General features: G+C 61.9%; 22 protein-coding genes. 15 read left to right on the forward strand and 7 right to left on the reverse strand.

Annotation, left to right across the window (positions count from 1 at the left end):
• Positions 1 to 17: 17 nt before the first annotated feature.
• Positions 18 to 938, reverse strand: coding sequence for a LysR family transcriptional regulator (locus HNP49_RS10535; protein WP_184683038.1), 921 nt, complete (start codon positions 936 to 938; stop codon positions 18 to 20).
• A 103-nt stretch (positions 939 to 1041) separates the two neighbouring features.
• Here HNP49_RS10535 and HNP49_RS10540 point away from each other — a divergent pair, with 103 nt between their 5' ends.
• Together HNP49_RS10540 and HNP49_RS10545 are read left to right on the forward strand one after the other, a co-directional pair.
• Entirely contained in the window at positions 1042 to 2079 is a 1038-nt protein-coding gene (locus tag HNP49_RS10540) for an HlyD family secretion protein (RefSeq protein WP_184683040.1), read from the forward strand.
• Positions 2080 to 2141: 62 nt separating this feature from the next.
• A complete protein-coding gene (locus HNP49_RS10545) occupies positions 2142 to 3638 on the forward strand; it encodes an MDR family MFS transporter (protein ID WP_184683444.1) in 1497 nt (498 codons plus the stop codon).
• Positions 3639 to 3694: 56 nt separating this feature from the next.
• Here HNP49_RS10545 and ttcA read toward each other — a convergent pair whose 3' ends face one another.
• Positions 3695 to 4522 carry a tRNA 2-thiocytidine(32) synthetase TtcA gene (ttcA, locus tag HNP49_RS10550; RefSeq protein ID WP_095938566.1) on the reverse strand — a complete coding sequence of 276 codons (828 nt, stop codon included), beginning with the start codon at positions 4520 to 4522 and terminating at the stop codon, positions 3695 to 3697.
• Between the two features lie 89 nt (positions 4523 to 4611).
• On the opposite strand from ttcA, the gene HNP49_RS10555 reads away from it, so the two are divergent.
• The 3 genes from HNP49_RS10555 to HNP49_RS10565 all read left to right on the forward strand — a co-directional run bounded on the left by HNP49_RS10555 (position 4612) and on the right by HNP49_RS10565 (position 6564).
• Positions 4612 to 5208 (forward strand): DNA-J related domain-containing protein, encoded by a 597-nt coding sequence (locus HNP49_RS10555; RefSeq protein WP_184683042.1) that lies wholly within the window; start codon positions 4612 to 4614, stop codon positions 5206 to 5208.
• A 167-nt stretch (positions 5209 to 5375) separates the two neighbouring features.
• Positions 5376 to 5975 (forward strand): Yip1 family protein, encoded by a 600-nt coding sequence (locus HNP49_RS10560; RefSeq protein ID WP_184683044.1) that lies wholly within the window; start codon positions 5376 to 5378, stop codon positions 5973 to 5975.
• Positions 5976 to 6066: 91 nt separating this feature from the next.
• The gene (locus HNP49_RS10565) at positions 6067 to 6564 is read left to right on the forward strand and encodes a SprT family zinc-dependent metalloprotease (protein WP_184683046.1); all 498 of its coding nucleotides are present in this window, start codon (positions 6067 to 6069) and stop codon (positions 6562 to 6564) included.
• A 150-nt stretch (positions 6565 to 6714) separates the two neighbouring features.
• On the opposite strand, the gene HNP49_RS10570 is transcribed toward HNP49_RS10565, so the two are convergent.
• The 4 genes from HNP49_RS10570 to HNP49_RS10585 all read right to left on the reverse strand — a co-directional run bounded on the left by HNP49_RS10570 (position 6715) and on the right by HNP49_RS10585 (position 12317).
• Positions 6715 to 7896, reverse strand: coding sequence for a CaiB/BaiF CoA-transferase family protein (locus HNP49_RS10570; protein ID WP_184683047.1), 1182 nt, complete (start codon positions 7894 to 7896; stop codon positions 6715 to 6717).
• 74 nt (positions 7897 to 7970) lie between these two features.
• Complete coding sequence (locus HNP49_RS10575; protein ID WP_184683049.1) at positions 7971 to 9608, reverse strand: AMP-binding protein; 1638 nt, start codon at positions 9606 to 9608, stop codon at positions 7971 to 7973.
• Between the two features lie 72 nt (positions 9609 to 9680).
• On the reverse strand, positions 9681 to 10820 hold the full coding sequence (locus tag HNP49_RS10580) for an acyl-CoA dehydrogenase family protein (RefSeq protein ID WP_184683051.1): 1140 nt from the start codon (positions 10818 to 10820) through the stop codon (positions 9681 to 9683).
• 198 nt (positions 10821 to 11018) lie between these two features.
• Complete coding sequence (locus HNP49_RS10585; protein ID WP_184683052.1) at positions 11019 to 12317, reverse strand: dicarboxylate/amino acid:cation symporter; 1299 nt, start codon at positions 12315 to 12317, stop codon at positions 11019 to 11021.
• 372 nt (positions 12318 to 12689) lie between these two features.
• Between HNP49_RS10585 and HNP49_RS10590 the strand changes: the two genes are divergently transcribed.
• From HNP49_RS10590 to HNP49_RS10605, 4 genes are all read left to right on the forward strand, one after another.
• A complete protein-coding gene (locus HNP49_RS10590; protein WP_184683054.1) occupies positions 12690 to 14483 on the forward strand; it encodes an ATP-binding protein in 1794 nt (597 codons plus the stop codon).
• Entirely contained in the window at positions 14480 to 15838 is a 1359-nt protein-coding gene (locus HNP49_RS10595; RefSeq protein WP_184683056.1) for a sigma-54 dependent transcriptional regulator, read from the forward strand. The genes HNP49_RS10590 and HNP49_RS10595 overlap by 4 nt, the downstream gene beginning before the upstream one ends.
• A gap of 108 nt (positions 15839 to 15946) precedes the next feature.
• Complete coding sequence (locus tag HNP49_RS10600) at positions 15947 to 18142, forward strand: bifunctional diguanylate cyclase/phosphodiesterase (RefSeq protein ID WP_184683058.1); 2196 nt, start codon at positions 15947 to 15949, stop codon at positions 18140 to 18142.
• Between the two features lie 80 nt (positions 18143 to 18222).
• The gene (locus tag HNP49_RS10605; RefSeq protein ID WP_184683059.1) at positions 18223 to 19221 is read left to right on the forward strand and encodes an AraC family transcriptional regulator; all 999 of its coding nucleotides are present in this window, start codon (positions 18223 to 18225) and stop codon (positions 19219 to 19221) included.
• A gap of 6 nt (positions 19222 to 19227) precedes the next feature.
• On the opposite strand, the gene HNP49_RS10610 is transcribed toward HNP49_RS10605, so the two are convergent.
• Positions 19228 to 20193, reverse strand: a complete 966-nt coding sequence (locus tag HNP49_RS10610) for an integron integrase (protein WP_184683061.1) — start codon at positions 20191 to 20193, stop codon at positions 19228 to 19230.
• A gap of 140 nt (positions 20194 to 20333) precedes the next feature.
• Here HNP49_RS10610 and HNP49_RS10615 point away from each other — a divergent pair, with 140 nt between their 5' ends.
• From HNP49_RS10615 to HNP49_RS10640, 6 genes are all read left to right on the forward strand, one after another.
• Positions 20334 to 20813, forward strand: a complete 480-nt coding sequence (locus tag HNP49_RS10615; protein ID WP_184683063.1) for a hypothetical protein — start codon at positions 20334 to 20336, stop codon at positions 20811 to 20813.
• Positions 20814 to 21266: 453 nt separating this feature from the next.
• A complete protein-coding gene (locus tag HNP49_RS10620) occupies positions 21267 to 21761 on the forward strand; it encodes a hypothetical protein (RefSeq protein WP_184683065.1) in 495 nt (164 codons plus the stop codon).
• A gap of 504 nt (positions 21762 to 22265) precedes the next feature.
• Entirely contained in the window at positions 22266 to 22589 is a 324-nt protein-coding gene (locus tag HNP49_RS10625) for a hypothetical protein (RefSeq protein ID WP_184683066.1), read from the forward strand.
• 75 nt (positions 22590 to 22664) lie between these two features.
• Positions 22665 to 22991 carry a hypothetical protein gene (locus HNP49_RS10630; protein ID WP_184683068.1) on the forward strand — a complete coding sequence of 109 codons (327 nt, stop codon included), beginning with the start codon at positions 22665 to 22667 and terminating at the stop codon, positions 22989 to 22991.
• Between the two features lie 804 nt (positions 22992 to 23795).
• Complete coding sequence (locus tag HNP49_RS10635; RefSeq protein ID WP_184683070.1) at positions 23796 to 24050, forward strand: hypothetical protein; 255 nt, start codon at positions 23796 to 23798, stop codon at positions 24048 to 24050.
• Positions 24051 to 24459: 409 nt separating this feature from the next.
• Positions 24460 to 24768, forward strand: a complete 309-nt coding sequence (locus HNP49_RS10640; RefSeq protein ID WP_184683072.1) for a YbbC/YhhH family protein — start codon at positions 24460 to 24462, stop codon at positions 24766 to 24768.
• The last annotated feature ends 621 nt before the right edge of the window (positions 24769 to 25389 follow it).

Here is a 25389-nt window from a genome sequence, read left to right on the forward strand (position 1 = left end):
GCGAGCCGCAGCAGGAATCAAAGGTGCGATGTTAACAGGCCGGGCCCTGCCGGCTCCAGCAACCGCCCGCCGTATGACGGCAGGCTGGCCATGAGGAAGTCGAGAAAGGTCTTGACCTTGGTCGCCTGAAAACGCCGCGAGGGGTACACCGCATAGATCTCTCCCACCGGCAGACGGGCCTGCTCCAGCACCTCGACCAGACGCCCGCTGGCCAGCGCCTCGCCGCAGATCATCACCGGCAGGCAACCAATACCCGCCCCGGCCAGCAGGGCCTCGCGCAGGAAGGTGATGTTGTTGCACACCAGGGCTTGCTGGCAGCTGACCTGCGCCTCCAGCAGCGGCCAGTAGCGGCCGGTATCGTGGCTCTGCACCACGGCGCGGTGGCTGGCCAGATCACCGATTACCCGCGGCATGCCCTGCCGCGCCAGGTAGTCCGGGCTGGCAAACAGGCCACGCCGGCTCTCGAACAATTTGCGCGCAATCAGCGTGGAGTCCTGCGGCACGCCCACGCGAATGGCGATATCGACCCCCTCCTCCAGCGGATCGACCAGGCGCGAGGTCAGCTCCACCTCGGCGGTGATCTGCGGATACTCACGCATAAAGGCGCCCAGCAAGCCGCCCAGAAACAGCTGGCCGAACTCGATCGGCGCGGTGATCCGCAGCAGCCCGGCCGGTGCCTGCTGCAACTGCATCACCGCCTGCTCGGCCTCGGCGAAGTCGAGCATGATCTGCCGGCAGCGCTCGTAGTAGGCCTGCCCCACCTCGGTCAGGCGCAGCTTGCGCGTGGTGCGGTTGAGCAGCCGCACACCGAGGCGCTCCTCCAGCTGGGCAATGCGCCGGCTGACCGTGGACTTCTGCATGCCCAGACCGGCCGCCGCCAGGGTAAAGCTGTGGCACTCCACGACCCGCGTGAAGATCAAGGCATCATCCAGCCCCATGACTGTTCCTTAATCGCAACAAAGTGTCCGAAGCATACTAGCTGTTGAGCCTGATCGAACACTGCTAGATTGCCGAACCTGTCCATGCTGTCCGGATTTCCCCATGCCCGCGCAATTGCAACGTCGTCTGTCCCTGTTCCTGATTGTCGTCGCGCTGATCGCCGCCGCCCTGTTTGGTCACTGGCTGCTGGTCGGCCGTCACCATGTGGAAACCGACAACGCCTACGTGCAGGGCGAGATCACCCGCCTCTCCAGCCAGCTGCCGGCACGCATCGACGAGGTGCTGGTACAGGACAACCAGCATGTGGAGAAAGGCCAACTGCTGGTGCGCCTGGACAAGCGCGACTTCACCTTGGCCGTGGAACGGGCCCGGGCGGCCGTGGCCACCCGTGAAGCCGAACTGGCCCAGGCCAGGACCCGCCTGGAGCAGCAGGCCAGCCTGATCGCCGCCAAGCAGGCCGACGTAGCGGCCAGCCAGGCCACCCTGGGACGCACCCAGATCGACCTGTCCCGTGCCCAGGCCCTGCGCAAACCCGGTTTCATCTCCGAAGAGCGCGTCACCACCCTTTCCGCCGATGCCAACGTCGCCCGCTCGCAGATGAGTAAGGCCCAGGCCGACCTGCAGGCCCAGCGCATCCAGATCGACAGCCTGACCACCGACATCCAGCGTCTGGAAGCCCTGCTGGCCAGCGCCCGCACCGATCTGCAACAAGCCGCGGTCAACCTGTCGCGCACCGACATTCACGCCCCGGTCGCCGGCCTGGTCGGCAACCGCGCCGCCCGCAGCGGCCAGTATGTGCAGGTGGGCTCGCACCTGCTGGCCCTGGTGCCGGACCATGCCATCTGGGTTCAGGCCAACTTCAAGGAAACCCAGATCGGCCGCATGCAGCCGGGACAGAAGGCCGAACTGGTCTTCGACAGTTTCCCCGACCAGCCGATCGAAGGCCGCGTCGATAGTCTGTTCGCCGCTTCCGGCGCGCAGTTCAGCCTGCTGCCGCCGGACAACGCCACCGGCAACTTCACCAAGGTGGTCCAGCGTATCCCGGTCAAGCTGACCTTTGCCGCGGACAACCCGCTGGCCGGCAAGATCCGCCCGGGCATGTCGGTGGAAGTCGTCGTCGACCTCGATTCGGCTGAATAAACATGGCCGGTGACCAGCTGATCCGCGCCACGGGCGAGCCCAGCCGGCGCGACTGGATCGCCGTGCTTTCGGCCATGCTTGGCGCCTTCATGGCCGTGCTGGACATCCAGATCACCAACTCCTCGCTGAAGGACATCCAGGGCGCGCTGTCGGCCACCCTGGAGGAAGGCTCGTGGATTTCCACGTCCTACCTGGTCGCCGAGATCATCATGATCCCGCTGACCGCCTGGCTGGTGCAGGTGCTCTCGGCCCGCCGTCTGGCGCTGTGGGTGTCACTGGGCTTTCTCGCCTCCTCCCTGCTCTGCTCGCTGGCCTGGAGTCTGGAGAGCATGATCGTGTTCCGCGCGATGCAGGGTTTCACCGGCGGCGCGCTGATCCCGCTGGCCTTCACCATGACCCTGATCAAGCTGCCGGAACACCACCGCGCCAAGGGCATGGCGCTGTTCGCCATCACCGCCACCTTCGCCCCCTCCATAGGCCCGACACTGGGCGGCTGGCTGACGGAAAACTTCGGCTGGGAATACATCTTCTACATCAACGTGCCACCGGGCCTGTTGATGATCGCCGGGCTGATGTACGGCCTGGAGAAAAAGGCGCCGCACTGGGAGCTGCTGAAAAGCACCGATTACGCCGGCATCATCACCCTCGGTCTGGGTCTGGGCTGCCTGCAGGTGTTCCTCGAGGAAGGCCACCGCAAGGACTGGCTGGAATCGCAGTTGATCGTCGCCCTCGGCTCGATCGCGCTGGTCAGCCTGATCAGTTTCGTGATCATCCAGCTGTCCAAACCCAACCCGCTGATCAACCTGCACATCCTGCGCAACCGCAACTTCGGCTTTGCCAGCATCGGCAGCATTGGTCTGGGCATGGGCCTGTACGGTTCCATCTACGTGCTGCCGCTGTACCTGGCGCAGATCCAGGGCTACAACGCCCTGCAGATCGGCGAGGTGATCATGTGGATGGGCGTGCCGCAGCTGTTCCTGATTCCGCTGGTGCCCAAGCTGATGCAGTTCATCACGCCCAAGCGCCTGTGCGCCCTGGGCTTCGGCCTGTTCGGTGCCGCCAGCTTTCTGTCCGGCGCGCTCAATCTGGATTTCGCCGGCCCGCAGTTCAACCAGATCCAGCTGCTGCGCGCCATGGGCCAGCCGCTGGTAATGGTCACCATCTCGCTGATCGCCACCGCCTACATCCTGCCTCAGGATGCCGGCTCGGCCTCCAGCCTGTTCAACATCCTGCGCAATCTGGGTGGCGCCATCGGCATTGCCCTGCTGGCCACCCTGCTGGATGAGCGGGCCAAGGTCTATTACGACTACCTGCGCGAAGCCGTGACCCCGGCCAACCCGCAGGTCGCCGAGCGCCTGGCCGAACTGGGCGCGCGTCTGGGCAGTGAGGGCGCGGCGCTGGGCAAACTCAGCGAGCAGGTGCACCAGCAGGCCGCCATCATGGCGTACAACGATGCCTTCCATGCCATCGGTATCGTCCTCGGCATCAGCATGCTCGCCGTGCTGCTGACCAAACCACTGCCCGCCGGCATGGCCGGCACCGGTGGCAGCGCGCACTGAACGCCAGCCACAAAAAAGGGCTGCCGTGGCAGCCCTTCTTCATGATTCTGTAGCGTTTACAGATTCATCACATCTACAAAACGCGGCGTGGCGCTGTCGTCGATTTTCAGGCTCTGGAAATCGAACAGGTTGCGGTCGGCCAGCTGCGACGGCACCACGTTCTGCAGGGCGCGGAACATGATCTCGGTGCGACCCGGCGACTTGCGCTCCCACTCGTTGAGCATTTCCTTGACCACCTGGCGCTGCAGGTTTTCCTGCGAGCCGCACAGGTTGCACGGGATGATCGGGAATTCCTTGAGCTTGCTGTAGGCCTCGATATCCGCCTCGTTGCAGTAGGCCAGCGGGCGGATCACCACGTTGCGCCCGTCGTCGGACAACAGCTTGGGCGGCATGGCCTTCAGCGTGCCGCCATAGAACATGTTGAGGAAGAAGGTTTCCAGAATGTCGTCGCGGTGATGCCCCAGCGCCATCTTGGTCGCGCCGATCTCGTCGGCGTAGGTGTACAGGGTGCCGCGGCGCAGGCGCGAGCACAGTGAACAGGTGGTCTTGCCTTCCGGGATCTTCTCCTTGACCACCGAGTAGGTGTCCTTCTCGATGATGTGGTACTGCACGCCGATGGACTCCAGGTACGCCGGCAGCACGTGCTCAGGGAAGCCCGGCTGCTTCTGGTCCATGTTCACCGCCACGATCTCGAACTTGATCGGCGCCACCTTCTGCAGATAGAGCAGGATATCCAGCAGGGTGTAACTGTCCTTGCCGCCGGACAGGCAAACCATCACCTTGTCGCCATCCTCGATCATGTTGAAGTCGGTAACGGCTTCGCCGACGAGACGGCGCAGGCGTTTCTGCAGCTTGTTCTGGTTGACCGAAAGGGTGCTGGGCATGGCGCGTGAAAACCTGGGGGAATGCGAAAAGGCGCGTATTTTACGCATAAAGCGCGACGCGCCCCAGCCCTTCCCGCTAGGCTGCGCGCATGTCTACTGAATTTACCGGCGATCTGAGCCTGATCGAACAGGTCCGGCAGCTACTCGACGAGCATGCCGACGGCATCAGCGAATACCAGCTGATCCAGACCCTCAAGGCCCGGCACAGCACCCATATCCCGCACCTGCAGCTGCATGAGCCGCTGGTGCTGTTCCGCACCCATTTCCTGCTGTTCAACGCGCTTTACCAGTTGCGCGATCAGCTCTGGGAAGCGCGCAGCGCTCATCTGGAAATCGCCCCGCTGTGCATCCGCCTGCTGCCCTACCAGGCCGGCGCCGAAGCGCTGGCCGAGCATGATCCGCTGCGCAGCTATTACCTGGACATGAGCCACCTGCGCGACACCAGCGAGCGAGACGTGGAAAAACTGCTCGCCAGCTTCTGGACACGCATTCACGGCGGCGAGGAGAAACAAGCCGCACTGGAACTGTTCGAGCTGGACCAGAGCCCGCAGCGCCTGACGCTTGCACTGATCAAGCAGCGCTACCGACAGCTGGTCAGCCAGCACCACCCGGATCGCGGCGGCAGCACCCAGCGCCTGCAGTCGATCAACCTGGCCATGGAAATACTGCAACGCTATTACAGCTGACCTGCAGAGGCGAAATTACTCTAAAGCCACACCTCACGCGGCCTGCGGGGCTTTCCTATACTGCGACATAAGGTCGCGCCTTAGCGACCGAGCACCAGGCGGCGCTGGTCCACGCGCCCCCGGCGCTTGGGTCAAGCGACCGATAAAATAATGAGGAGGTGTACAGCATGATCCACCATGTCTGGGGGCTTTTCACCCATCCCGATGAAGAGTGGCAGGAGATCCGTGGCGAGGAAGAAAGCATCAGCCACATGTATCTCACCCACGTTCTGATTCTCGCTGCCATACCCGTGATTTGCGCCTATTTCGGCACCACCCGAGTCGGCTGGGCCATTGGCGACGGGGCGCCCGTGATGCTCACCGAAGCCAGTGCGCTACAGATGACCATCCTCTCCTATATCGCCATGTTGGGCGGCGTAGCAGTGATGGGCGCCTTCGTGCACTGGATGGCGCGCACCTATGACGCCAACCCGAGCATGGCGCAAAGCGTGGTGTTCGCCGCCTACTGCGCCACCCCGCTGTTCGTCGCTGGTGTCGCCGCCCTCTATCCCAGCCTGTGGCTGGCGATGATCGTCGGCACCGCGGCCATCTGCTACACGGTGTACCTGCTCTATGTCGGTATTCCGACCTTCATGAACATTCCCAAGGACGAAGGCTTCCTGTTCTCCAGTTCCGTGCTGGCCGTCGGCCTGGTGGTACTGGTCGCCATGATTGCCGCGTCGGTGATCCTATGGGGCTTTGGCGTAGGCCCCGTCTACACCAACTGACCGAGTCGGTTGCTACGCCAACGAAACCGCCTGCGGGCGGTTTCGTCGTTTCGGCAGGACGGGTACGCACGGCCTTGGGCATAATGCCGGCATGCCAGATCACCTCAGACAACGGGTGGAAACCTGCTATCAGCAGGCCGAAGCCTTCTTCCAGCACCGTTTCCCGCGCCCGGAAATCAGCTTCCGGCTGCGCGGACAGAAAGCCGGCGTGGCGCACCTGACGGAAAACAAGCTGCGCTTCAATCCGCAGCTGTACCAGGCCAACCGGGAAGACTTCCTGCGCCAGACCGTCGCCCATGAAGTGGCCCACCTGATCGCCCACCAGATGTTCGGCCCACGCATTGCCCCCCATGGTGAGGAGTGGCAGCTGATCATGCGCGGGGTCTACGAACTGCCGCCGAATCGCTGCCACAGCTACGAGGTGCAGCGCCGCATGCAGACCCGCTACATCTACCGCTGCGCCTGCAGCGAAGGCGGCGAGTTCCCCTTCTCCAGTCAGCGCCACCGCCTGGTGGCGCAAGGCCGGCGCTACTTCTGCCGGCGCTGCAAGGTCACCCTGAGTTTTACCGGCGAGCAGCGCAAGGAATAACCCGGCGTCAGAGCCTGTTTACGATCTTCTGGATTAGAGCCAGACAAGGCAAAAACGGTCGAGGAAGCGCAGTTTACGAGTGGTAAATGAGCATTCCGAGATCGTTTTTAACGCTGTATGGCCGACAGCCAGGAGATCGTAAACAGGTTCTCAGGCCACTACCTTGCCGGCCCTCAGTTCGGCAATGCGCTCATCCGAATAGCCCAGCTCGGCCAACACCTGATCAGTATGCGCGCCGACCTTCACGCCGATATGCCGTGGCGCATCGAGCCCCCCGGAGAATTTGATCGGGCAGGCGATCTGCCGCTGCGGCGCAGCGCCTTCGCGCGGCACCTCGGCGATCAGGTCGCGCGCCTGAAGCTGTGGATGCTCGACCGCCTCGGCCAGGTTCAGCATCGGCTCGACACAGGCATCCAGCGCGGCGAAGACCTCACGCCACTCGGCAAAATCGCGCCGTTCGAACTCCATCTGGATCTCGCGCTTGAGCGCCTGCTGGTCCTCGGGCTTCATCGACAGCCCGCGGGCCGACAGCTCGGGGCGGCCGATAGCAGCACAGAACTGCTGCATGAACTGTGGTTCCAGGCTGCCCACCGAGAACCAGCGGCCGTCGCGGGTACGGTAGTAGTCGTAGAAGCTGCCGCCGTTGAGCGCCTGGTTCTCCATCTCAGGCTCCACGCCGCAGGCCAGGTAACCGGCGCCGGACATGGCATGCAGGCTGAAGGCGCAATCGGTCATGCTGATATCGACCTGCTGCCCCTGCCCCGTCACCTGACGCTGCACCACGGCCGCCAGCAGGCCGATCACCCCGTGCAGCGAACCCCCGGCGATATCGGCGGCCTGAATGCCCAGCGGCAACGGCCCGGTGTCGCGCCGACCGGTGTAGCTGGCCAGCCCTGCCAGGGCTAGGTAGTTGATGTCGTGCCCGGCGCGGTCCTTGTAGGGGCCAGTCTGGCCGTAGCCGGTGATCGACACGTAGATCAGCTTCGGGTTGATCGCCCTGAGCGCTTCATAGCCCACGCCGAGCTTGTCCATCACGCCGGGGCGGAACTGCTCCAGCACGATGTCGTAGTCCTGCACCAGTTGCTTGACCAGCTCCACCGCCTCGGGCTTTTTCAGGTCCAGGGCGATCCCGCGTTTGTTGCGGTTGAGGTAGGCATGGCTGGCCGCCACGCCCTGGTCGTGGGGCGGCAGCACGCGCACCAGGTCCATGCGCGACGGTGACTCGACGCGCAGCACCTCGGCGCCCATGTCGGCCAGCAGCAACGAGGCAAACGGCCCCGGCAGCAGGGTGGAGAAATCCAGCACTTTCAGCGAAGACAACGGACCGGACATAGCGGCTCCTCAATACAGTTCAACGTGCGGCGCGGAGCAGGCCCGCGCCGGCATCCTTATCATTCCCAAAAGCATCATTCCCACAGCAGCGGCTGGTGCGCCGGCAGCCGCTCGATAAGATCGACATAGCGCGCTTCCAGCACATTGCGGCGAATCTTCATGGTCGGCGTCATGCAGCCGTTGTCCACCGTCCAGGGTTCGCGCACCAGCACGAAATGACTGACCCGCTCGTGCGGCTCCAGATGGCTATTGAGCACGGCCAGATGCGTCTGCAGATCGGCCGCCACCTGCTCCCGGGACTGCTGACGCGCCGCCGGCGAAAGTTCGATCAGCGCCAGCGGCTGGTCGAGGTTGCTGCCCATCAGGCAGACCTGCTCGACCCACTGGCACTTGGCGATCTCGCCCTCGATGGGCGCCGGCGCCACATACTTGCCCTTGCTGGTCTTGAAGATGTCCTTGACCCGCCCGGTGATGCGCAGGTAACCGTCGCCATCCACCGCGCCCTTGTCGCCGGTGTGCAGCCAGCCATCGCGCAGCGCCTCGGCGGTCTTCTCCGGATCGCGGTAATAGCCCTGCATCAGGGTCTGGCTGCGAAAGAGGATCTCGCCGTCCTCGGCGATGCGCAGCTCGAGGTTCGGCATCGGCCGACCGACGCTGCCGAAGCGCACCTGCCCCGGCCGATTGAAGCAGCCATAGGCGAAGTGCTCGGTCATGCCATAGCCCTCGCAGACGGTCAGGCCGATGCGCCGGTACCACTCCAGCAGCCCGGTGGAGATGGCCGCCGCACCGGACACCAGGATGCGCGCGCGATCCAGCCCCAGCCCAGCTCGGATCTTGCGCGCCACCAGCCGGCCGAGCAGCGGGATGCGCAGCAGGCGATCCAGCCTGGCCTGCGGCAGCTTCTCCAGCACACCCAGCTGGAAGCGCGTCCACAGGCGCGGCACCGAGAAGAACACTGTCGGCCGGACATGCCGCAGGTCGCTGGCAAAGGTCTCCAGCGACTCGACGAAGGCCGTCGGCGCGCCGCTGTACAGGCTGTTGAACTGCACCAGAAAGCGCTCGGCGGCATGCGACAACGGCAGGTAGGAGAAGAACTGGTCACGCGGTCCGATCCCCAGCTCGCTGGTGGCCCAGGCCGCCGAACGGGCCATGGCGCCAGCCGAGAGCATCACGCCCTTGGGCGCGCCGGTGGTGCCGGAGGTGTAGAGGATCGACAGCAGCTCTTCGGCCTGCTGCTCGCGGGTGCCGGCCAACGGTTCGTGACGGGCCAGCAGGCTGTGCCAGTCGTGCGCCGTGGGCATGGTCGGATAGGGCATGGCGATGCGCGTGATGTGCGGCGCGATCCCGGTGGCGAGCTTGTCCGGCTCGTCCAGCTTGCCGACCAGGATCACCTTGCAGTCGGCATGCTCCAGCACATAGGCGATCTGCTCGGGCGCCTGCAGCGGATAGAGCGGCACGCTGGTCAGCCCGGCCATTTGCAGGGCGATATCGCTGATGAACCATTCGGCGCAGTTCTTCGCCAGCAGCGCCACCCGGTCTCCAGGCGCACAGCCCAGCGCCAGCAAAGCGCTGGCCAGGCGGCGGGCCTGATCGTCGACCTGACGCCAGGTGAAGTCGTGCCACACACCCGCCACCGGCTGGCGCAGCCAGACGGCATCGGGCTGCTGCTCAAGCCAGTGATTGAAACGTTGCAAAGGCAGTTGATCGGTCATCGCGGCGCTCTTCTTGTTATTGGGCCTGGCGCGCCACGGTCAGGCCGTGGCGGCCGCTTCGAGCTTAACGGCTCAGAGCTTCATCCCGCGACTGATGATCTCCTTCATGATCTCCGAGGTGCCGGCGAAGATGCGCTGGATGCGCGCGTTCGCGTACATCTTGCAGATCGGGTATTCCCACATGTAGCCCCAGCCGCCGTGCAGCTGCACGCCCTCGTCGACTACCTTGCACAGCAGCTCGGTGGTGAACAGCTTGGCCTCGGCGGCGACCTCGGGGGTGAGCTTCTTCTGGTTGTGGTCCATCACGCAGCGGTCGGTGAACACCTGGGCCACGTCCACCTGGGTGCGCATCTCGGCCAGCTTGAAGCGGGTGTTCTGGAAGTGCGACACCGGACGACCGAAGGCCTGGCGCTCCTTCACGTAGTCGATGGTGGTCTGCAGCGCCGCCTCGGCACCGGCGACCGCGCCGCAGGCGTTGGTCAGGCGCTCCTGGGCCAACATGTTCATCAGGTAGAAGAAGCCGCCCTTGGCGTCGCCCAGCAGGTTGGCCTTGGGCACCTTCACGTTGTTGAAGAACAGCTCGGCGGTGTCCTGGCTGTGCATGCCCAGCTTCTTCAGCTTCTTGCCGCGCTCGAAGCCTTCCATGCCGCGCTCGACCAGAAACAGGCCCATGGCGTGCTTGTTGGACGGATCGGTCTTGGCCGCGACGATCACCACATCGGCCAGGTAGCCGTTGGAGATGAACACCTTGGAGCCGTTCAGCTCCCAGTGATCACCCTTGTCCACCGCCGTGGTGCGCATGCCGGCCAGATCGGAGCCCGCGCCCGGCTCGGTCATGGCCACGGCCAGGATGGTCTCGCCACGGATGATGCCCGGCATCAGACGGGCCTTCTGCTCGGCATTGCCGTACTCGGCGATATAGGGGCCGCACAGGGCCGAGTGCAGCGGAATCATGAAGCCGGCTTCGTTGATGCGCGCTAGCTCCTCGCACATGATTTGCTCGTAGCGAAAATCCTTCAGGCCCAGACCGCCGTATTCCTCCTCAGCCCAGGGCAGCAGGAAGCCCTGCTCGCCGGCCTTGAGCCAGACCTCGCGGCTGACCATGCCGGCCTCTTCCCAGGCCTCCTGATGCGGCACCACTTCCTTGAGCAGGAAGGCGCGGAAGGACTCGCGGAACATGTTGTGTTCGGTTTCGAAATGATTGCGCTGCATGCTGCATCTCCGTGCAGGTGAGTAGGTCCGGGCCAGAGCCCCGAGGTCGTGGCGCAGAGTAGGCGCCGCCCTCCCCGGCCCTCAATGACCCATGCGCTCAGGGCGATTGACGCTTTCGTTCAGACAAAAAAAGCCCCGCTGGAGAAGGCGGGGCCAAAAACAGCCGCCGGGCTTGGGGGCCCGGCGGCGGTGGGAGGATCAGGCCAGTTCGCGCACCACCGGCTGCACTTCAGGCGCACGGGTCCCGCTGGTCAGTTCGCGCTGCAGGGTGGTTTCATCCAACTGCCTGCACCACTTGGCCACCACCAGCGTGGCCACGCCGTTGCCGATCAGGTTGGTCAGCGCGCGCGCCTCGGACATGAAGCGGTCGATACCGAGAATCAGCGCCAGGCCAGCCACCGGCAGATGACCCACGGCGGACAGGGTGGCGGCCAGCACGATGAAGCCCGAGCCGGTAACACCCGCCGCACCCTTGGAGGCGATCAGCAGCACCGCCAGCAGGGTCAGCTGGTGGGTGATGTCCATCGGCGTGTCGGTGGCCTGGGCGATGAACACCGCCGCCATGGTCAGGTAGATGGAGGTGCCGTCGAGGTTGAAGGAGTAGCCGGTGGGAATCACCAGGCCGACCACCGACTTGTCGGCGCCGAGTTTCTCCAGCTTGGTCAGCATGCGCGGCAGGGCCGATTCCGAGGACGAGGTGCCGAGCACGATCAGCAGCTCCTCGCGGATATAGCGAATGAAGCGGCTGATGCTGAAGCCGTGGGCGCGGGCGATCGAGCCCAGCACAACGAAGATGAAGAACAGGCAGGTGGCGTAGAAGCACAGCATCAGCTGGCCCAGCTGCACCAGCGAGCCCACGCCGTACTGGCCGATGGTGAAGGCCATGGCGCCGAAGGCGCCGATGGGCGCGACCTTCATGATCACGCCGATGATGTTGAACATCACCTGCGCCACCTGCTCGACAAAGTGCAGCACCGCACGGCCCGGCTCGCCCAGACGCTGCAGCGCGTAGCCGAACAGCACGGAGAAGAACAGCACCTGCAGAATGTCGCCGCTGGCGAAGGCGCCGACGATGGTCGAGGGAATCACGTTTAGCAGGAAGGCCAGGGTGCTCTGCTGCGCGCCGGCGGCGGCGAAGGCATCGATACCCTTGGTATCCAGGCTGGCCGGGTCGATGTGCATGCCAGCGCCTGGCTGCACCAGGTTGACCACCACCAGGCCGATCACCAGCGCCAGGGTCGACACCACCTCGAAATACAGCAGCGCGTAGCCGCCGGTCTTGCCCACCGACTTCATGTTCTGCATGCCGGCGATGCCGCTGACCACGGTGCAGAAGATGATGGGCGCGATGGCCATCTTGATCAGTTTGACGAAGCCATCGCCGAGCGGTTTGAGCGCCACCCCGGCCTGCGGGTAGAAGTGGCCGATAGCGATACCGATGGCGATGGCCACCAGCACCTGGGCATACAGGCTCCGATAAAGCGGTTTGCGGGTCATGGCAGGTTCCTCAGAGTGGGCGACGGGCCCGTCATCGAACAGGCTCTCCTGCACGGGAGAGCATTATTGTTGGCCTCTGTCGATCAGCGGCTGAGGGAGCCTTTGCAGCCGCTGTGCCACTTCGATAAATAAAAATAAAGTCTTTAAAAACAGTAATTTAAAAACACAATACAAAAGCCGTCCGGTGCCGATTGGCGGTAGCCCGCCAGGCCAGTGGCGGCTTTCCGCCAAACCCGTGCGAGGCCTGCCCGACGCCCGCCGCGCGGTGACTTGTCGGCCCGGCACAAGGCTGCCTACCATCCTCTGCAGAGCCTTTTGCCAACGGGTCCATGCATGCCTCGCCCCTCGCTGTTTCGCCGCTTAGTGCAGGTCATGCGCCGCCCACGCTGGGGCCATCTGCTGCTGCTCGCCGCCCTGCTGCTGCCTCTGCTGTGGCCGCTGCAGCAACTGGCCGAGCGTTACTACGGCGAACGCCTGCGCGAACGCAGCCAGCAGACCCTGGCCCTGTATGTGGCCAACCTGCAGGCGACCCTGCGCCGCTTCGAGGTGCTGCCCAGCCTGCTCAGCGACCTGCCGGAGCTGCGCCAGCTGCTGGCCAGCCCCGCGGACCCGGCAGGACGCGACCGCGCCAACGCCTTGCTGATCCGCGTGGCCGAGCAGACCGGCGCGGCGGTGATCTACCTGCTCGATGCCCAGGGCAACACCCTGGCCACCTCCAACGTCGGCCAGGCCGACGACTTCAGCGGGCGCAACTTCGCCTTCCGCCCCTATTACCGTGACGCCATGGCCGGCAAGCGCGCGCGCTTCTTTGGCCTCGGCACCACCTCGCAGCGCCGTGGCTACTACTTTGCCGATGCCCTCGACGACACCGGCGGCACCCTCGGCGTACTGGTGATCAAGATCGACCTGGAGGATCACGAAAGCCTGTGGGGCCAGAGTGATGAACGCCTGCTGGTGACCGATGCCCGCGGTGTAGTAATCCTCAGCTCCCACGGGCCGTGGCGCTTTCTCGCCCGCCAGCCGCTCAGTGCCGCGCAGCTGGCCGAGATCGCCCGTGACCAGCCCTACCCCAGCGCATCGCCGGCGCCGCTGGCATTGAACGCGAGGGACTGGCTGGAACAGCAGCGCCCCCTGCCGGAAGCCGGCTGGAACGTGAGCATCCTCACCCCGCGCACGCTGCTGGCCGCCCAGGTACAGAGCGCGGTGCTGATCGCCGCCGCCGCGCTGGCCGTGCTGCTGCTGTTGCTTGGCCTGCTGCTGCAGCGCCGGCGCCACTACCTGGCGCGCATCGATCAGGACAGCCGCGCGCGCCGCGAGCTGGAACAGCGCGTGGCCGAGCGCACTGCCGATCTGCAGGCCCTCAACCAGCACCTGCGTGAAGCCGTGCTGGAGCGCGAGGCAGCGCAGCAGCAACTGGTCAGCACCCAGGACGAACTGGTCCAGGCCGGCAAGCTGTCGGCCCTCGGCACCATGGCCGCCAGCATCAGCCACGAACTTAACCAGCCGCTGGCGGCGATCCGCAGCTATGCCGACAACGCCAGCGTGCTGCTCGACCACGGCCGTCTCGACGACACCCGCGGCAACCTGCGTCAGATCAGCGAGCTGACCACACGCATGGCCTCCATCATCAGCCACCTGCGCGCCTATGCCCGGCGCGACCGGCATGCCCCGGAAAGCGTGGCCCTGCAACCGGCGCTGGACGATGCCCTGGCCCTGCTGGCCAAGCGCCGGCGCGAGCTGAACATCGAACTGCACCGCGACCTGCCCGAAGCACCGCTGTGGGTGCAGGCAGGCGAAACCCGGCTGCGGCAGATTCTCGCCAACCTGCTGGGCAATGCCCTCGACGCCCTCAGCGAGCGCGCCCCGCCGCGCCAGCTGTGGCTGAGTACCCAGCTCGACAGCGAAGGCGTGACCCTGCAGCTGCGCGACAACGGTCCCGGGTTTTCCGCCGAGGCCCTGCTGCGCGCCCGCGAACCCTTCTTCACCACAAAACAGCATGGCAATGGCCTGGGCCTTGGCCTGGCCATCTGCAACAACCTGGTCGATGCCCTGGAGGGCCGCCTGACACTGGCCAACCACCCGCAAGGCGGCGCCCAACTCAGCCTGTTCCTGCGCCATGCCAAGGACGCCATGCACAGCGCCAGCCACGAGGATCTGCCCGGATGAGCAAGCCATTCGACCCCACCTGCCAGGTCGTGCTGATCGATGACGACGCCGACCTGCGCCTGGCCCTGACCCAGACTCTCGACCTCGCCGGCCTCCGGGTCGCCAGCCTTGGCGATGCCCGTGGCCTGGCCGCACAACTGCCGGACAACTGGCCCGGCGTGGTGGTCAGCGATATCCGCATGCCGGGCCTCGATGGCCTGCAGCTGCTGGCCCAGCTGCACGGTCGCGATGCCGAGTTGCCGGTGCTGCTGATCACCGGCCATGGCGATGTGCCGATGGCGGTGCAGGCCATGCGCGACGGCGCCTTCGACTTTCTGGAAAAGCCCTTTGCCAGCCAGGCCCTGATCGACAGCGTGCACCGCGCCCAGCAGCTGCGCGCGCTGGTGGTGGAAAACCGCCAGCTGCGTCTGGCGCTGGTCGATCAGCAAGCCCTGGACATTCCCCTGCTCGGCCAGTCGCCGGCCATGCAGCGCCTGCGCCAGCAAATGACGGCCCTGGCGGCGGTGGAGACCGATGTGCTGATCCTCGGCGAAACCGGTGCCGGCAAGGAGGTGGTAGCCCGTGCCCTGCACCAGCTCTCGCCACGCCGCGCCGCGCCCTTTGTCGCCATCAACGCCGGCGCCCTGGCCGAGTCGGTGGTCGAAAGCGAGCTGTTCGGCCACGAAGCCGGCGCCTTTACCGGCGCGCAGAAGCGGCGGGTCGGCAAGTTCGAGTTCGCCAACGGCGGCACCGTGTTTCTCGACGAGATCGAAAGCATGAGCCTGGAGGTGCAGGTCAAACTGCTGCGCCTGCTGCAGGAACGGGTCGTCGAGCGCGTGGGCGGCAATCAGCTGATCCCGCTGAACATCCGCGTGATCGCGGCGAGCAAGGAGGACCTCAGGGTCGCCGCCGATCAGGGCCGCTTCCGCGCCGACTTGTATTACCGCCTCAACGTCACGCCGCTGCGCCTGCCGGCACTGCGCGAACGGGGCGAAGACATCCTGCTGCTGTTCCAGCACTTCGTCGATCGCGCCGCCGAGCGCCATGCCCTGCCCACCCGGACGATTGAAACCGAGGCACGGGCCGAGCTGCTGCTGCACGGCTGGCCCGGCAATGTGCGCGAACTGCAGAACGCTGCCCAGCGCTATGCCCTCGGCCTGCCGCTGGAGCTCAACGCCACAGCGGCAGGCACGCCCGGCGCTGGCGGCGGCCTGAGCCAGCAGGTGGAAGCCTATGAGCGGGCCCTGATCGCCGCCGAGCTGAGCCAGGGCCACGCCTCGCTGCGCAGCCTGGCCGAAGCCCTCGGCGTACCGCGCAAGACCCTGCACGACAAGCTGCGCAAATACGGTCTGCCATGGGGCGACGAGGAGTCCTGACGAACCCGGCTGTGCACACAAGAATCGGGTTGGCCTGCTAGGCTCAACCGAATAACAAAGCGTTGTCTTATGCTGTAACGCAATTTCACCGTTCGTCATGGAAAGCGCATGCCCGAGCAGACCCGCACCGCAGCTCCCGTCACCTCACTGCCTCCGCTGTCACCCGGCGCCGGTTTGCTGCTGGCCGGCCTGACCCTGCTGTTGCTGGCCATCTGGCTGCTGCCGGAAAGCAACGCACTGAAGCAGAGCGCAATCTGGTTCCCCACCTGGGTGCACAGCACCACGGAACTGGTGGCGGTGGTCATCGCCATCCTGGTGTTCAGCGTCACCTGGCACAGCTACCGCGCCGAGCAGGCCGGCAACCTCACTGTACTGGCCTGCGGCTACCTGGCCGTGGGCCTGCTGGATAGCGCACACCTGCTGTCCTACCGCGGCATGCCGGACTTCATCACCCCGGCCAGCCCGGAAAAGGCCATCGACTTCTGGCTGGCCGCCCGTCTGATCGCGGCGCTCAGCCTGCTGATCGTATCCCTGCGCCACTGGCAGCCGCTGCGTCAGGCCAGCAGTCGCCCTCTGCTGCTCGGCGGCGCTCTCGCCCTGGTCGGGCTGATCCTCTACATGCGCCTGTGGCACCCGCAGGTTTTCCCGCGCACCTTCATCGAAGGCCAGGGCCTGACGGCGGTGAAGATCGCCACCGAGTGGCTGATCATCGGCCTGCTGATCTGCGCCGCGCTGGCCCTCAGCCTGCGGCATCATCGCCGCCCGTTCGATGTCCAGACCCTGCTGTTGGCCGTCGGCATCTCGATCCTCTCGGAACTGTGCTTCACCGCCTACCGCAACGTGCACGATATCTACAGCCTGATCGGTAACCTCTATAAAGTGCTGGCCTACCTGCTGATCTACCGCGTGGTGTTCGTCTCCAGTGTCGAGGAGCCCTACCGCCAGCTGGCAGCGGAAATCAGCGAGCGTCACGCCGCCGAAGCCAAGGCCGAAACCCTGGCCTTCTACGACACCCTCACCGGCCTGCCCAACCTGGAACTGCTGCGCGACCGCACCGAACAGGCTTTGGCCGCCAGCCAGCGCAGCGGCAAAGCCGTGGCGCTGCTGATCATGGACGTCGATGACTTCAAGACCATCAACGATTCGCTCGGCCACTCCTATGGCGATGAACTGCTGCGCGCCATCGCCGCCCGCCTGCACGGGCTGCTGCGCAGCAACGACACCCTGTGCCGGCAGAGCGGCGACGAGTTCGCCATCCTCCTGCCCGAGCAGGACAGCAGCGAGCCCGCCGGCTACCTGGCGGAAAAGATCATGCGCAATTTCAAGGAGCCGTTCAGCCTGTTCGGCCATAGCCTGAGCGTCAGTGTGTCGCTCGGCGTGGCGGTGGCTCCCAACGATGGCAAGGACTTCGAAGCCCTGCTGCGCAATGCCGAAACCGCCATGTACCAGGCCAAGCAGCAAGGCCGGCAGACCTGGTGCTACTTCGACCAGGCGATGAACCGGCAGGCGCTGGAAGTGCTCACCCTGGTCAACGACCTGCGCCAGGCCTTGGAGCGCGAGCAGATGCGCCTGTACTACCAGCCCCAAGTCGACCTGCGCAGCGGCCGCCTGCTGGGCGTCGAGGCTCTGGTACGCTGGCAGCACGCCGAACGCGGTCTGGTTTCGCCCGCGCAATTCATTCCGCTGGCCGAGGAAACCCGGCTGATCGTGCCCATCGGCCACTGGATTCTGCAGGAGGCCTGTCGCCAGGCCATGCTGTGGAAACGTGCCGGCCTGGACATTCCCCAGGTGGCGGTGAACATTTCGGCCGTGCAGTTGCAGCACGGCAACCTGGAACAGAGCGTGTTGCAGGCCCTGGCCTCCTCGCAGCTGCCGGCCGCCATGCTGGAGCTGGAAATCACCGAGTCCAGCCTGATCGACAAGACCGACCAGGTGCTCGACACCCTCAAGCGCCTCAAGGCGCTCGGCGTGCGCCTGTCGATCGACGACTTCGGCACCGGCTACTCCAGCCTCGCCTACCTGCGCACCCTGGCCGTGGACAAACTGAAGATCGACCAGTCCTTCGTCCGCGACCTGCCCTACAGCGCCGACAGCCGCGCCATCGTCACCGCCATCGTGCACATGGCCCAGTCGCTGGGCCTGACTACCATCGCCGAGGGCGTCGAGGAACAGGCCATTGCCCGCACCCTCTGCGAACTGGACTGCCACGAAGCCCAGGGCTATCTGTATGCCCGCCCGCTGCCGGCCGACCAACTCAGCGAGCTGGCCGCAGCCTGGCGTGCCGAGGACTGGGCCATCGCCTGAGGCCCGCACCAACAGCCGGCTTGTTCTGTTCGCTGGCGGCGCTCTAACATCGGCGCTCCAGTCCCCCAGCCGGTAGCCCCATGCGCGAACGCACCATCGCCAGCCATTTCGTCCGCGCCGCCCTGCGCGGCGCCCAGCACCAGGGCCTCGACTGCCTGCCGCTGCTGCGCCAGGCCGGCGTGCAGCCGGCCGTGCTGGAAGAGCCGCGCGCGCGCATCGACCCGCAGCAGTTCGCCCGCTTGGTGCAACTGCTGTGGGAACGCCTGGATGACGAATACCTCGGCTTCGGCCGGCTCAAGAGCAAACGCGGCACCTTCGCCATGATGGGCCACGCCATCATTCACTGCCGCACGCTGGAAAAGGCGCTGAGCCGGGGCGCGCTGTTCTACGGTCTGTTCCCCGATGCGCCGACCATCCGCCTGGAGCGCGAAGGCGACTGGGCACGCCTGTCAGTGGACGACTCCAGCCTGTGGGACCCGGACCACTTCCTGGTCGAATGCCTGCTGGTCATCTGGCACCGCCTCGGCAGCTGGCTGATCGGGCAACGCATCCGCCTGGAGGAAGCCACCTTCACCTACGCCGAACCGGCGCATATCGCCGAGTACGACCTGATTTTCCCCTGCCAGCGACGCTTCAACGCTGGGCGGACCAGCCTGCTGTTTCATGCCCGCTACCTGGGCATGCCGCTGCTGCAGGACGAGCGCACGCTCAAGCAGTTCCTCGAACACTCACCCGCCGACCTGCTGGCCCGCCCGGATGGCGGCGACAGCCTGACCAGCCAAATCCGCCGCCTACTTGGCCGCGACTGCGCCAGCTGGCCGGACCTCGACGCCGTCGCCACACAGCTGCACCTCAGCCCGCAGACCCTGCGCCGCCACCTGCGTGAAGAAGGCTCCAGTTTTCAGGAGCTCAAGGATCACCTGCGCCGCGACCTGGCCATCTACCACCTCGGCCGCGACGAACTGGCCATCCAGGATATCGCCGAGCAGCTCGGTTTCTCCGAACCCTCGGCCTTCCACCGCGCCTTCAAAAAATGGACCGGCCTGACCCCAGGCGCCTACCGCGCGCAGGAGAACTGAGCCCGCTCAGTGCCGATCCAGCGGACTGAGCACCGCCAGCCCGCCGCGGTTAAGCACATGGGTGTAGATCATCGTGGTTTTCACATCCGCATGGCCGAGCAGTTCCTGCACTGTTCGAATGTCCTGACCCGCCTCCAGCAGATGGGTGGCGAAGCAGTGGCGCAAGGTGTGGGGTGTGGCGGGTTTGGTAATCCCCGTCTTGCGTAGCGCCGCCTTGAAAGCCCGCTGCACACGCTTCTCATCCAGATGGTGACGACGACGCTGATCCGAACGTGGATCGCGACTGATACCCGAGGCAGGAAACACATACTGCCAACCCCACTCACGCGCCGCGCCAGGGTATTTGCGCGCCAAGGCAAACGGCAGATAGACAGAGCCGAACCCGGACTGAAGGTCCAGCTCATGCTGAGCCCTCACCCACAGCAAATGCTGCTGCAGAGGAAGCACCAGAGACTGCGGCAACACCGTGACCCGATCCTTCATCCCCTTCCCATCGCGCACCAGAATTTCACGCAATGCGAAATCCACATCCTTGACCCGCAACCGCAAGGCCTCCATCAGCCTCAAGCCGGCGCCGTACAACAGCCCCGTAATCAACGCCATCTGCCCTTCAAAATGCTGCAGAACCTGCTGTGTCTCCTCCCTGGACAACACAACAGGCAAGCGAGCTGGTCGCTTGGCACGAACGATATCGTCCAACCAGGGCAAATCGATATGCAGCACATGCTTGTACAGAAACAGTAACGCCGAGAGCGCCTGATTCTGAGTGGAAGCAGAGACATTCTGCTGCACGGCCAGATACGAGAGAAATTGCTCGACTTCCGCCGCCCCTAATTCGGCAGGATGGCGCAAAGCGTGAAAGCGGATAAAGTCCCGCACCCACTTGGCGTAGACATGTTCTGTGCGAATCGAATAGTGTCGAACCCGGATCTGCTCACGCAGTTGATCCAGCAGCTTAGGCTTGCCGTCCATGGTGTATACCGCTCCCTTAATGCGCACGATGCGCTGCACAGCTCAGACTAGACAGGGAAAGCCAGTGACGACAAGGAACGTTATCCACCAAATGGTGCGTTTAAACACACCATTTGGTGTCTACTTATAGTTAGGCTTATATGAAAATAATTACATTGATCCTGCTAGTCACAATTTTGAGCGGCTGTTCAATAGGCCTTACCGTGGTAAGTGAGGAGCGAAGAATTGATGAAAATGTTTATCTTGATGCAAAAAAGGGAGAACTCGCATTAACGGGAGCAAAGCGGCCGATTACAACTGCTACCGTTCTATCCGCTTGGGGGCCTGCAGACTTTGAAGGTTCAGAGGGGCGTTGCAAGGTATGGGGATATCACCGTGAACAGGGTTTCTCCGGCGTCATTCCATGGATAATTTTGCCTATCCCACTGCTCGTTCCAACTGGCTCAAGAGACACATTGCTCTTCTTCATTGACGACTCAACTGTCGCGGCAGCAAAAGAGTTTGGCGGCGAGAAATTCATAGGGTGTGGAATTGCTGATACTGCAGGGTGTTCAAATACCTTCCAGAAATCTGAAAATACTATATCGCCGACTGACACACCTTTAGCTTGTAGAAAGTGAGTCGAGCCTAACAAATGGTTCAAGTCGTTCGCTTCGCTCACTCGGGACCGGCTAAAGCCGGCCCCTTAACCAAACGTTAGCTCTACTGTCGTTTTCGGTGTGGCGGCGTTGGCAAGATAAAAGTAATTTCGCAGTTGCTGGCTTCGGTCAGGCTGCAAAGTTTCAAGTACCTGTACGCTGTTCTTTCACTGTCGTTGTTAGCTAAGCGTCACACACTGTCGCTTCTTTGCTTTCAGATAGAGCGTACAGGGGCAGTGATTACACTTGCTTCGGCAAGGCCGGTATAGTCCGGTGATTACCGGCGCTGTGGCATCCGGGTGGCTTCGCTAAATGCCGGTGGGCACCTTTGGCGGGGCGGTAGCGTTCCCAATGCCCCTGCGCTAACTAGTCGCTCAAGTGGGACGTCTTTGGCTTACGCCAAATCCGCCCCTTAGCTCCAACGTTAGAGCTCATATGCGAAAGTTACTTGCATCGTTACTAAGCGTATTTTCCATCGGGGCGTACGCGGCAACGGAAATTAAGGCTCCTGTCTTTTCGTTGAAGCTCAATGGTGATTGGGTCGCAGAGAAATCCGATCCTGATCAATTCTCTTACTACTCAAAGGCTATTGATGTCGGTCTTACAACGTCCTTTGTGCGCATGAATGCAAAACCAAGCGACACCGAGCGAATCGCGAACAAACTCAAAGAATTTAGGCTCGCCGGTGAAAATCGAGCGGCCTCCGAGTTCAACTTACGAATGACAATAGCGGACCCCATTGTTGTTCCATTCTCAAAGGGGCACCAAGTGGCTTACTTTGGCCACGACGATCACGGCCGCCAATTCAGATACGTAGGTTTGGTGTTTCCCGATAAGACTATCAACGTCTACGCGGAATCAAAGACACGGAGCCAAGGTGAGCTGGAGAAAATATTCAATGATTTGCTAAAGGGGCTAAGTTTCCAGTGAATCAGCCACGCTCTAACAATTCCGTCGAGAGGGACCGCCTACAAGCTGCGCTTGTAGGTTCCCTTCGCGGCTTCGCCGCTACGGCGGCCCCTCACGTCAAACGTTATGTCCCATGCAGGGAGCGCCATGAACTGCCCGCATTGCAACAACACAATCGCGCATAAAAAACCCTGGACACTTACAGGCAGGGACTACACATGCAGCAACTGCTCTAAAAAATCTACAAAACCATTACTGCTCTCATTAAGCATATTTATGTGCGCCAGCCTCATCACAATCGGTATCAGAGAAATCCTTGGTGGCATTGAAATTAAATCACCATGGTATGCCAATATAATTATTTTGCTTTTTGTAATATATATACTTGAGCTATTCTTCTTAAAGCTTGTGCCATGCAATGAAACATAACTATACGCTCAACTTCGCTCACTTCGTTCGCTGGACGTCCAAAAGCTACGCTTTTGGCCGCCCGTTAGCTTAATCGTTATGTTCCAAGGAGCCACAATGGCTGCTAACAATGCCGACACTTATGAAGCAAACACGCTAAAGTGCTTCATAGAAAGTTTGGAGTCTGAGACCGTAGCGAAACGCTGCAAATTTTGCCGCGCCATATGGTTAAGCATTGCAATTGCTTGCGGGATTTTTGTTTACATCGCTTATAACCATACAAACATTGAAGTGCCATTTCTCTTAATCGCATCAATGGCTGGCGGGGCCTTCGCAACATTTTCAGGCATTAGCTCTGGCAATGCCAGAAACACAGAAATACTGAAGCCTTACGTGAACATCGAGGCTATGAAAGAGCGGATGCGCGAGCTTGAAACATAACAATTGGTTCAAGTCGTTCGCTTCGCTCACTGCGGGACCGGCTAAAGCCGGCCCCTTAACCAAACGTTAGGCCAAATGACCATGCACCAGAGTAACGATGAGACGAAGGGGTTGGCTGAGCGGATTTATAATTTGCAGGACCTTAAGAAGGCAGTTGTTAGCGTCAGCAGAAATTGGGAGATTGAAGAATTTCGCGAGATTCCGATGGGCTGGATTACGGTTGTTAGAAGTGGCGACACTAGAGTCAAGATATGGTCACATCGCTGCGAAATCGAGGCTGAGGAGTTTGCTGATGGCCGATGGAGTTCATCGAAAAAATTGAACGGCGGTTGGAGCATTACTGACTCCGATTTATCGATTGTGACAAAAGTGCTTGAAAATGCATTACAGGAACAGGCCTAACCATGCGCTGCAGCGAACCCGGCATGGCGTCGTGGTTTGCAATCGTGACGTCCCGTGGGCCGGGTCGCTGAGTTTGGGTCGTTAGGCAACTCATGACAAGCTTTCGCTGGCTTAATAATCAAGGCGTGAAAAGTGACAGCGGCTTTGCCGTTCAACGAACAGGCAGGTTTTTAGCAGAGTACAGCGAAAGTGGTCATACAATAGCTATTAGCGTTGAGGCGGGTATAAGGCGCGGGAAGCATGTACTCTTTTATAAGCGTGCCTCATTTTCAGCTTGGTGTACTGACCCTATGGAGCAACAGCGTGTCATCGATAACTTTCGGAGCGCCATTACTTTCATGGGCTCAACACCAAATGAAGATTGAGTCGCCTAACAATGCGCTCAACGCTGCTCACTTCGTTCGCCGGACGTCCAAAAGCTACGCTTTTGGCCGCCCGTTAGCTTAATCGTTAGGCGTCAGTAACTTTTGGACTTGGTGCAAAACATGGAAGTTGGGTTAGTCACCGCACATTCTGTATTTATTCCGCAACCGTCGTGCGGCATACAAACTCGCCGTGTCGCGCGTGCTGGCTCTCGCCCGGTTGCCGCCCAGGCTAGCGCACATGCGCCGTGCACAAGTGCTTACCTGCCACTTAGTACGCGCTTGCAGGTTCGCGGCGGCTCAGCCATCGTGCCGCAATCAGCCATGCGTTGGCCCGAACATCTCCGCCTAACAACTGGTTCAAGTCGTTCGCTTCACTCACTTCGGACGTCCAAAAGCTACGCTTTTGTCCGCCCCTTAACCAAACGTTAGGTGCTATGGCATGCATCCAGAAATCGATACAACCAAAGCATTTATAGATGCTCTTAAGAATGGTGCTTCTTTTTCCGAAGAAACTGTACTCTCATGCATGGCAGCAATTGCCGCGCGCAAGGATGTTGAGTCTAATGAAATCAAAAAAATGTGGGCTCAATATTACTGGAACAAATATCAGGAAATAGGCGAGCAGACTTTGACCTCACTAACAAACGATGAAATAAAATTACGCGATACACTGTATAAACATTTCGGAAAATAACACCTAACAATGCGCTCAACTGCCGCTCACTTCGTTCGCTGGACAGCCAAAAGCTACGCTTTTGTCTGCCCGTTAGCTTAATCGTTAGGAGCCTTTGTGGAGTCTGTGCAGCTCAATCAAGCGTTCCTTAGCCATACGCCAATTTCTGGTGTGGCCTATCAGCATAATGACTTCGTGCTTGTCGTAAGTGGCGCGCACGCCGGTAGCAAAGGCTCGCTAGCTTCTCTTATATCTCTCAGCCCAGAACCAACGTTCATTCTGGAGTTGGAATCCGGTTTCGATGTAGAAATCAAAAAATCGGAGCTTGCGTATGCAGTCTCCTAACAATGCGCTCAAAGCGCTCACTTCGTTCGCTGGGACCGCGTTCCGCGGCCCCTTAGCTTAATCGTTAGCCTCACTTAGAAAAATTATGCGATTACTCATCCTCGCTTTTGCTCTTCTAAATATCTCTGCTTTCGCCAGTGATGCGAAACACACGGTTACGCCTGAGAATGGCTTGGTGCCAGACGCCCAAACAGCCATCTCCATTGCAGTAGCTGTATGGACACCAATTTATGGTGAGGCAACAATTGAAGACGAACAACCCTACACAGCGACCTTGAGTAATGGGGTTTGGACTGTGGAGGGCTCATTACCTAAAGGCTGGAAAGGCGGCGTTGCAATAGTCGAAATATCTCAAGAAAATGGTGCAATACTTCGGGTCAGCCACGGGAAGTAGTAAGGCTAACAATGCGCTCAAAGCGCTCACTCCGTTCGCTGGGACCGGCGAAGCCGGCCCCTTAGCTTAATCGTTAGGCGTCCCGATCAATTTAGGAATCGTGTGGGCATGGAAGTCCGGCAAGCCAATAACACTATCGAGTTCCGTTCCGAAACTCCGCGCGGCCGGCGAGCACCCAATCCGCACCGCCTTCCTGGCTCTCGCCCAGGCGCCGTGCAACGGTGCTCAACCAATCACAGCCTGCGGGCTTGCACGTCCCTTCCGGCTTCGCCACTGTGCGGTATCCATTCGCGGCGTCCGGCTGGGCTTCTTGGCCTAACAAATGGTTCAAGTCGTTCGCTTCGCTCACTTCGGACGTCCGTAAGCTGCGCTTACGGCCGCCCCTTAACCAAACGTTATACGCACTCATGGCTCTCATAGATCGACTGTTAATATATCTTGGCATTCTGACACTTCTAATCCTTGTGTCTCTTAGGGCATTTCTATCTGAATTCGATCCTAAGGCACCGACCTCATGGATTCTCTCTTTTGGCTGGGTATTTTTTATTTCCCTTGGGCTATTGAACCACAAAGCCGTATGTCTATCTGAGGCCTCTCCATGGCATGTTCTAGGCGTCTTAA

This window comes from Pseudomonas fluvialis (genome assembly GCF_014207935.1).
Taxonomy (GTDB): Bacteria; Pseudomonadota; Gammaproteobacteria; order Pseudomonadales; family Pseudomonadaceae; genus Aquipseudomonas; species Aquipseudomonas fluvialis_A.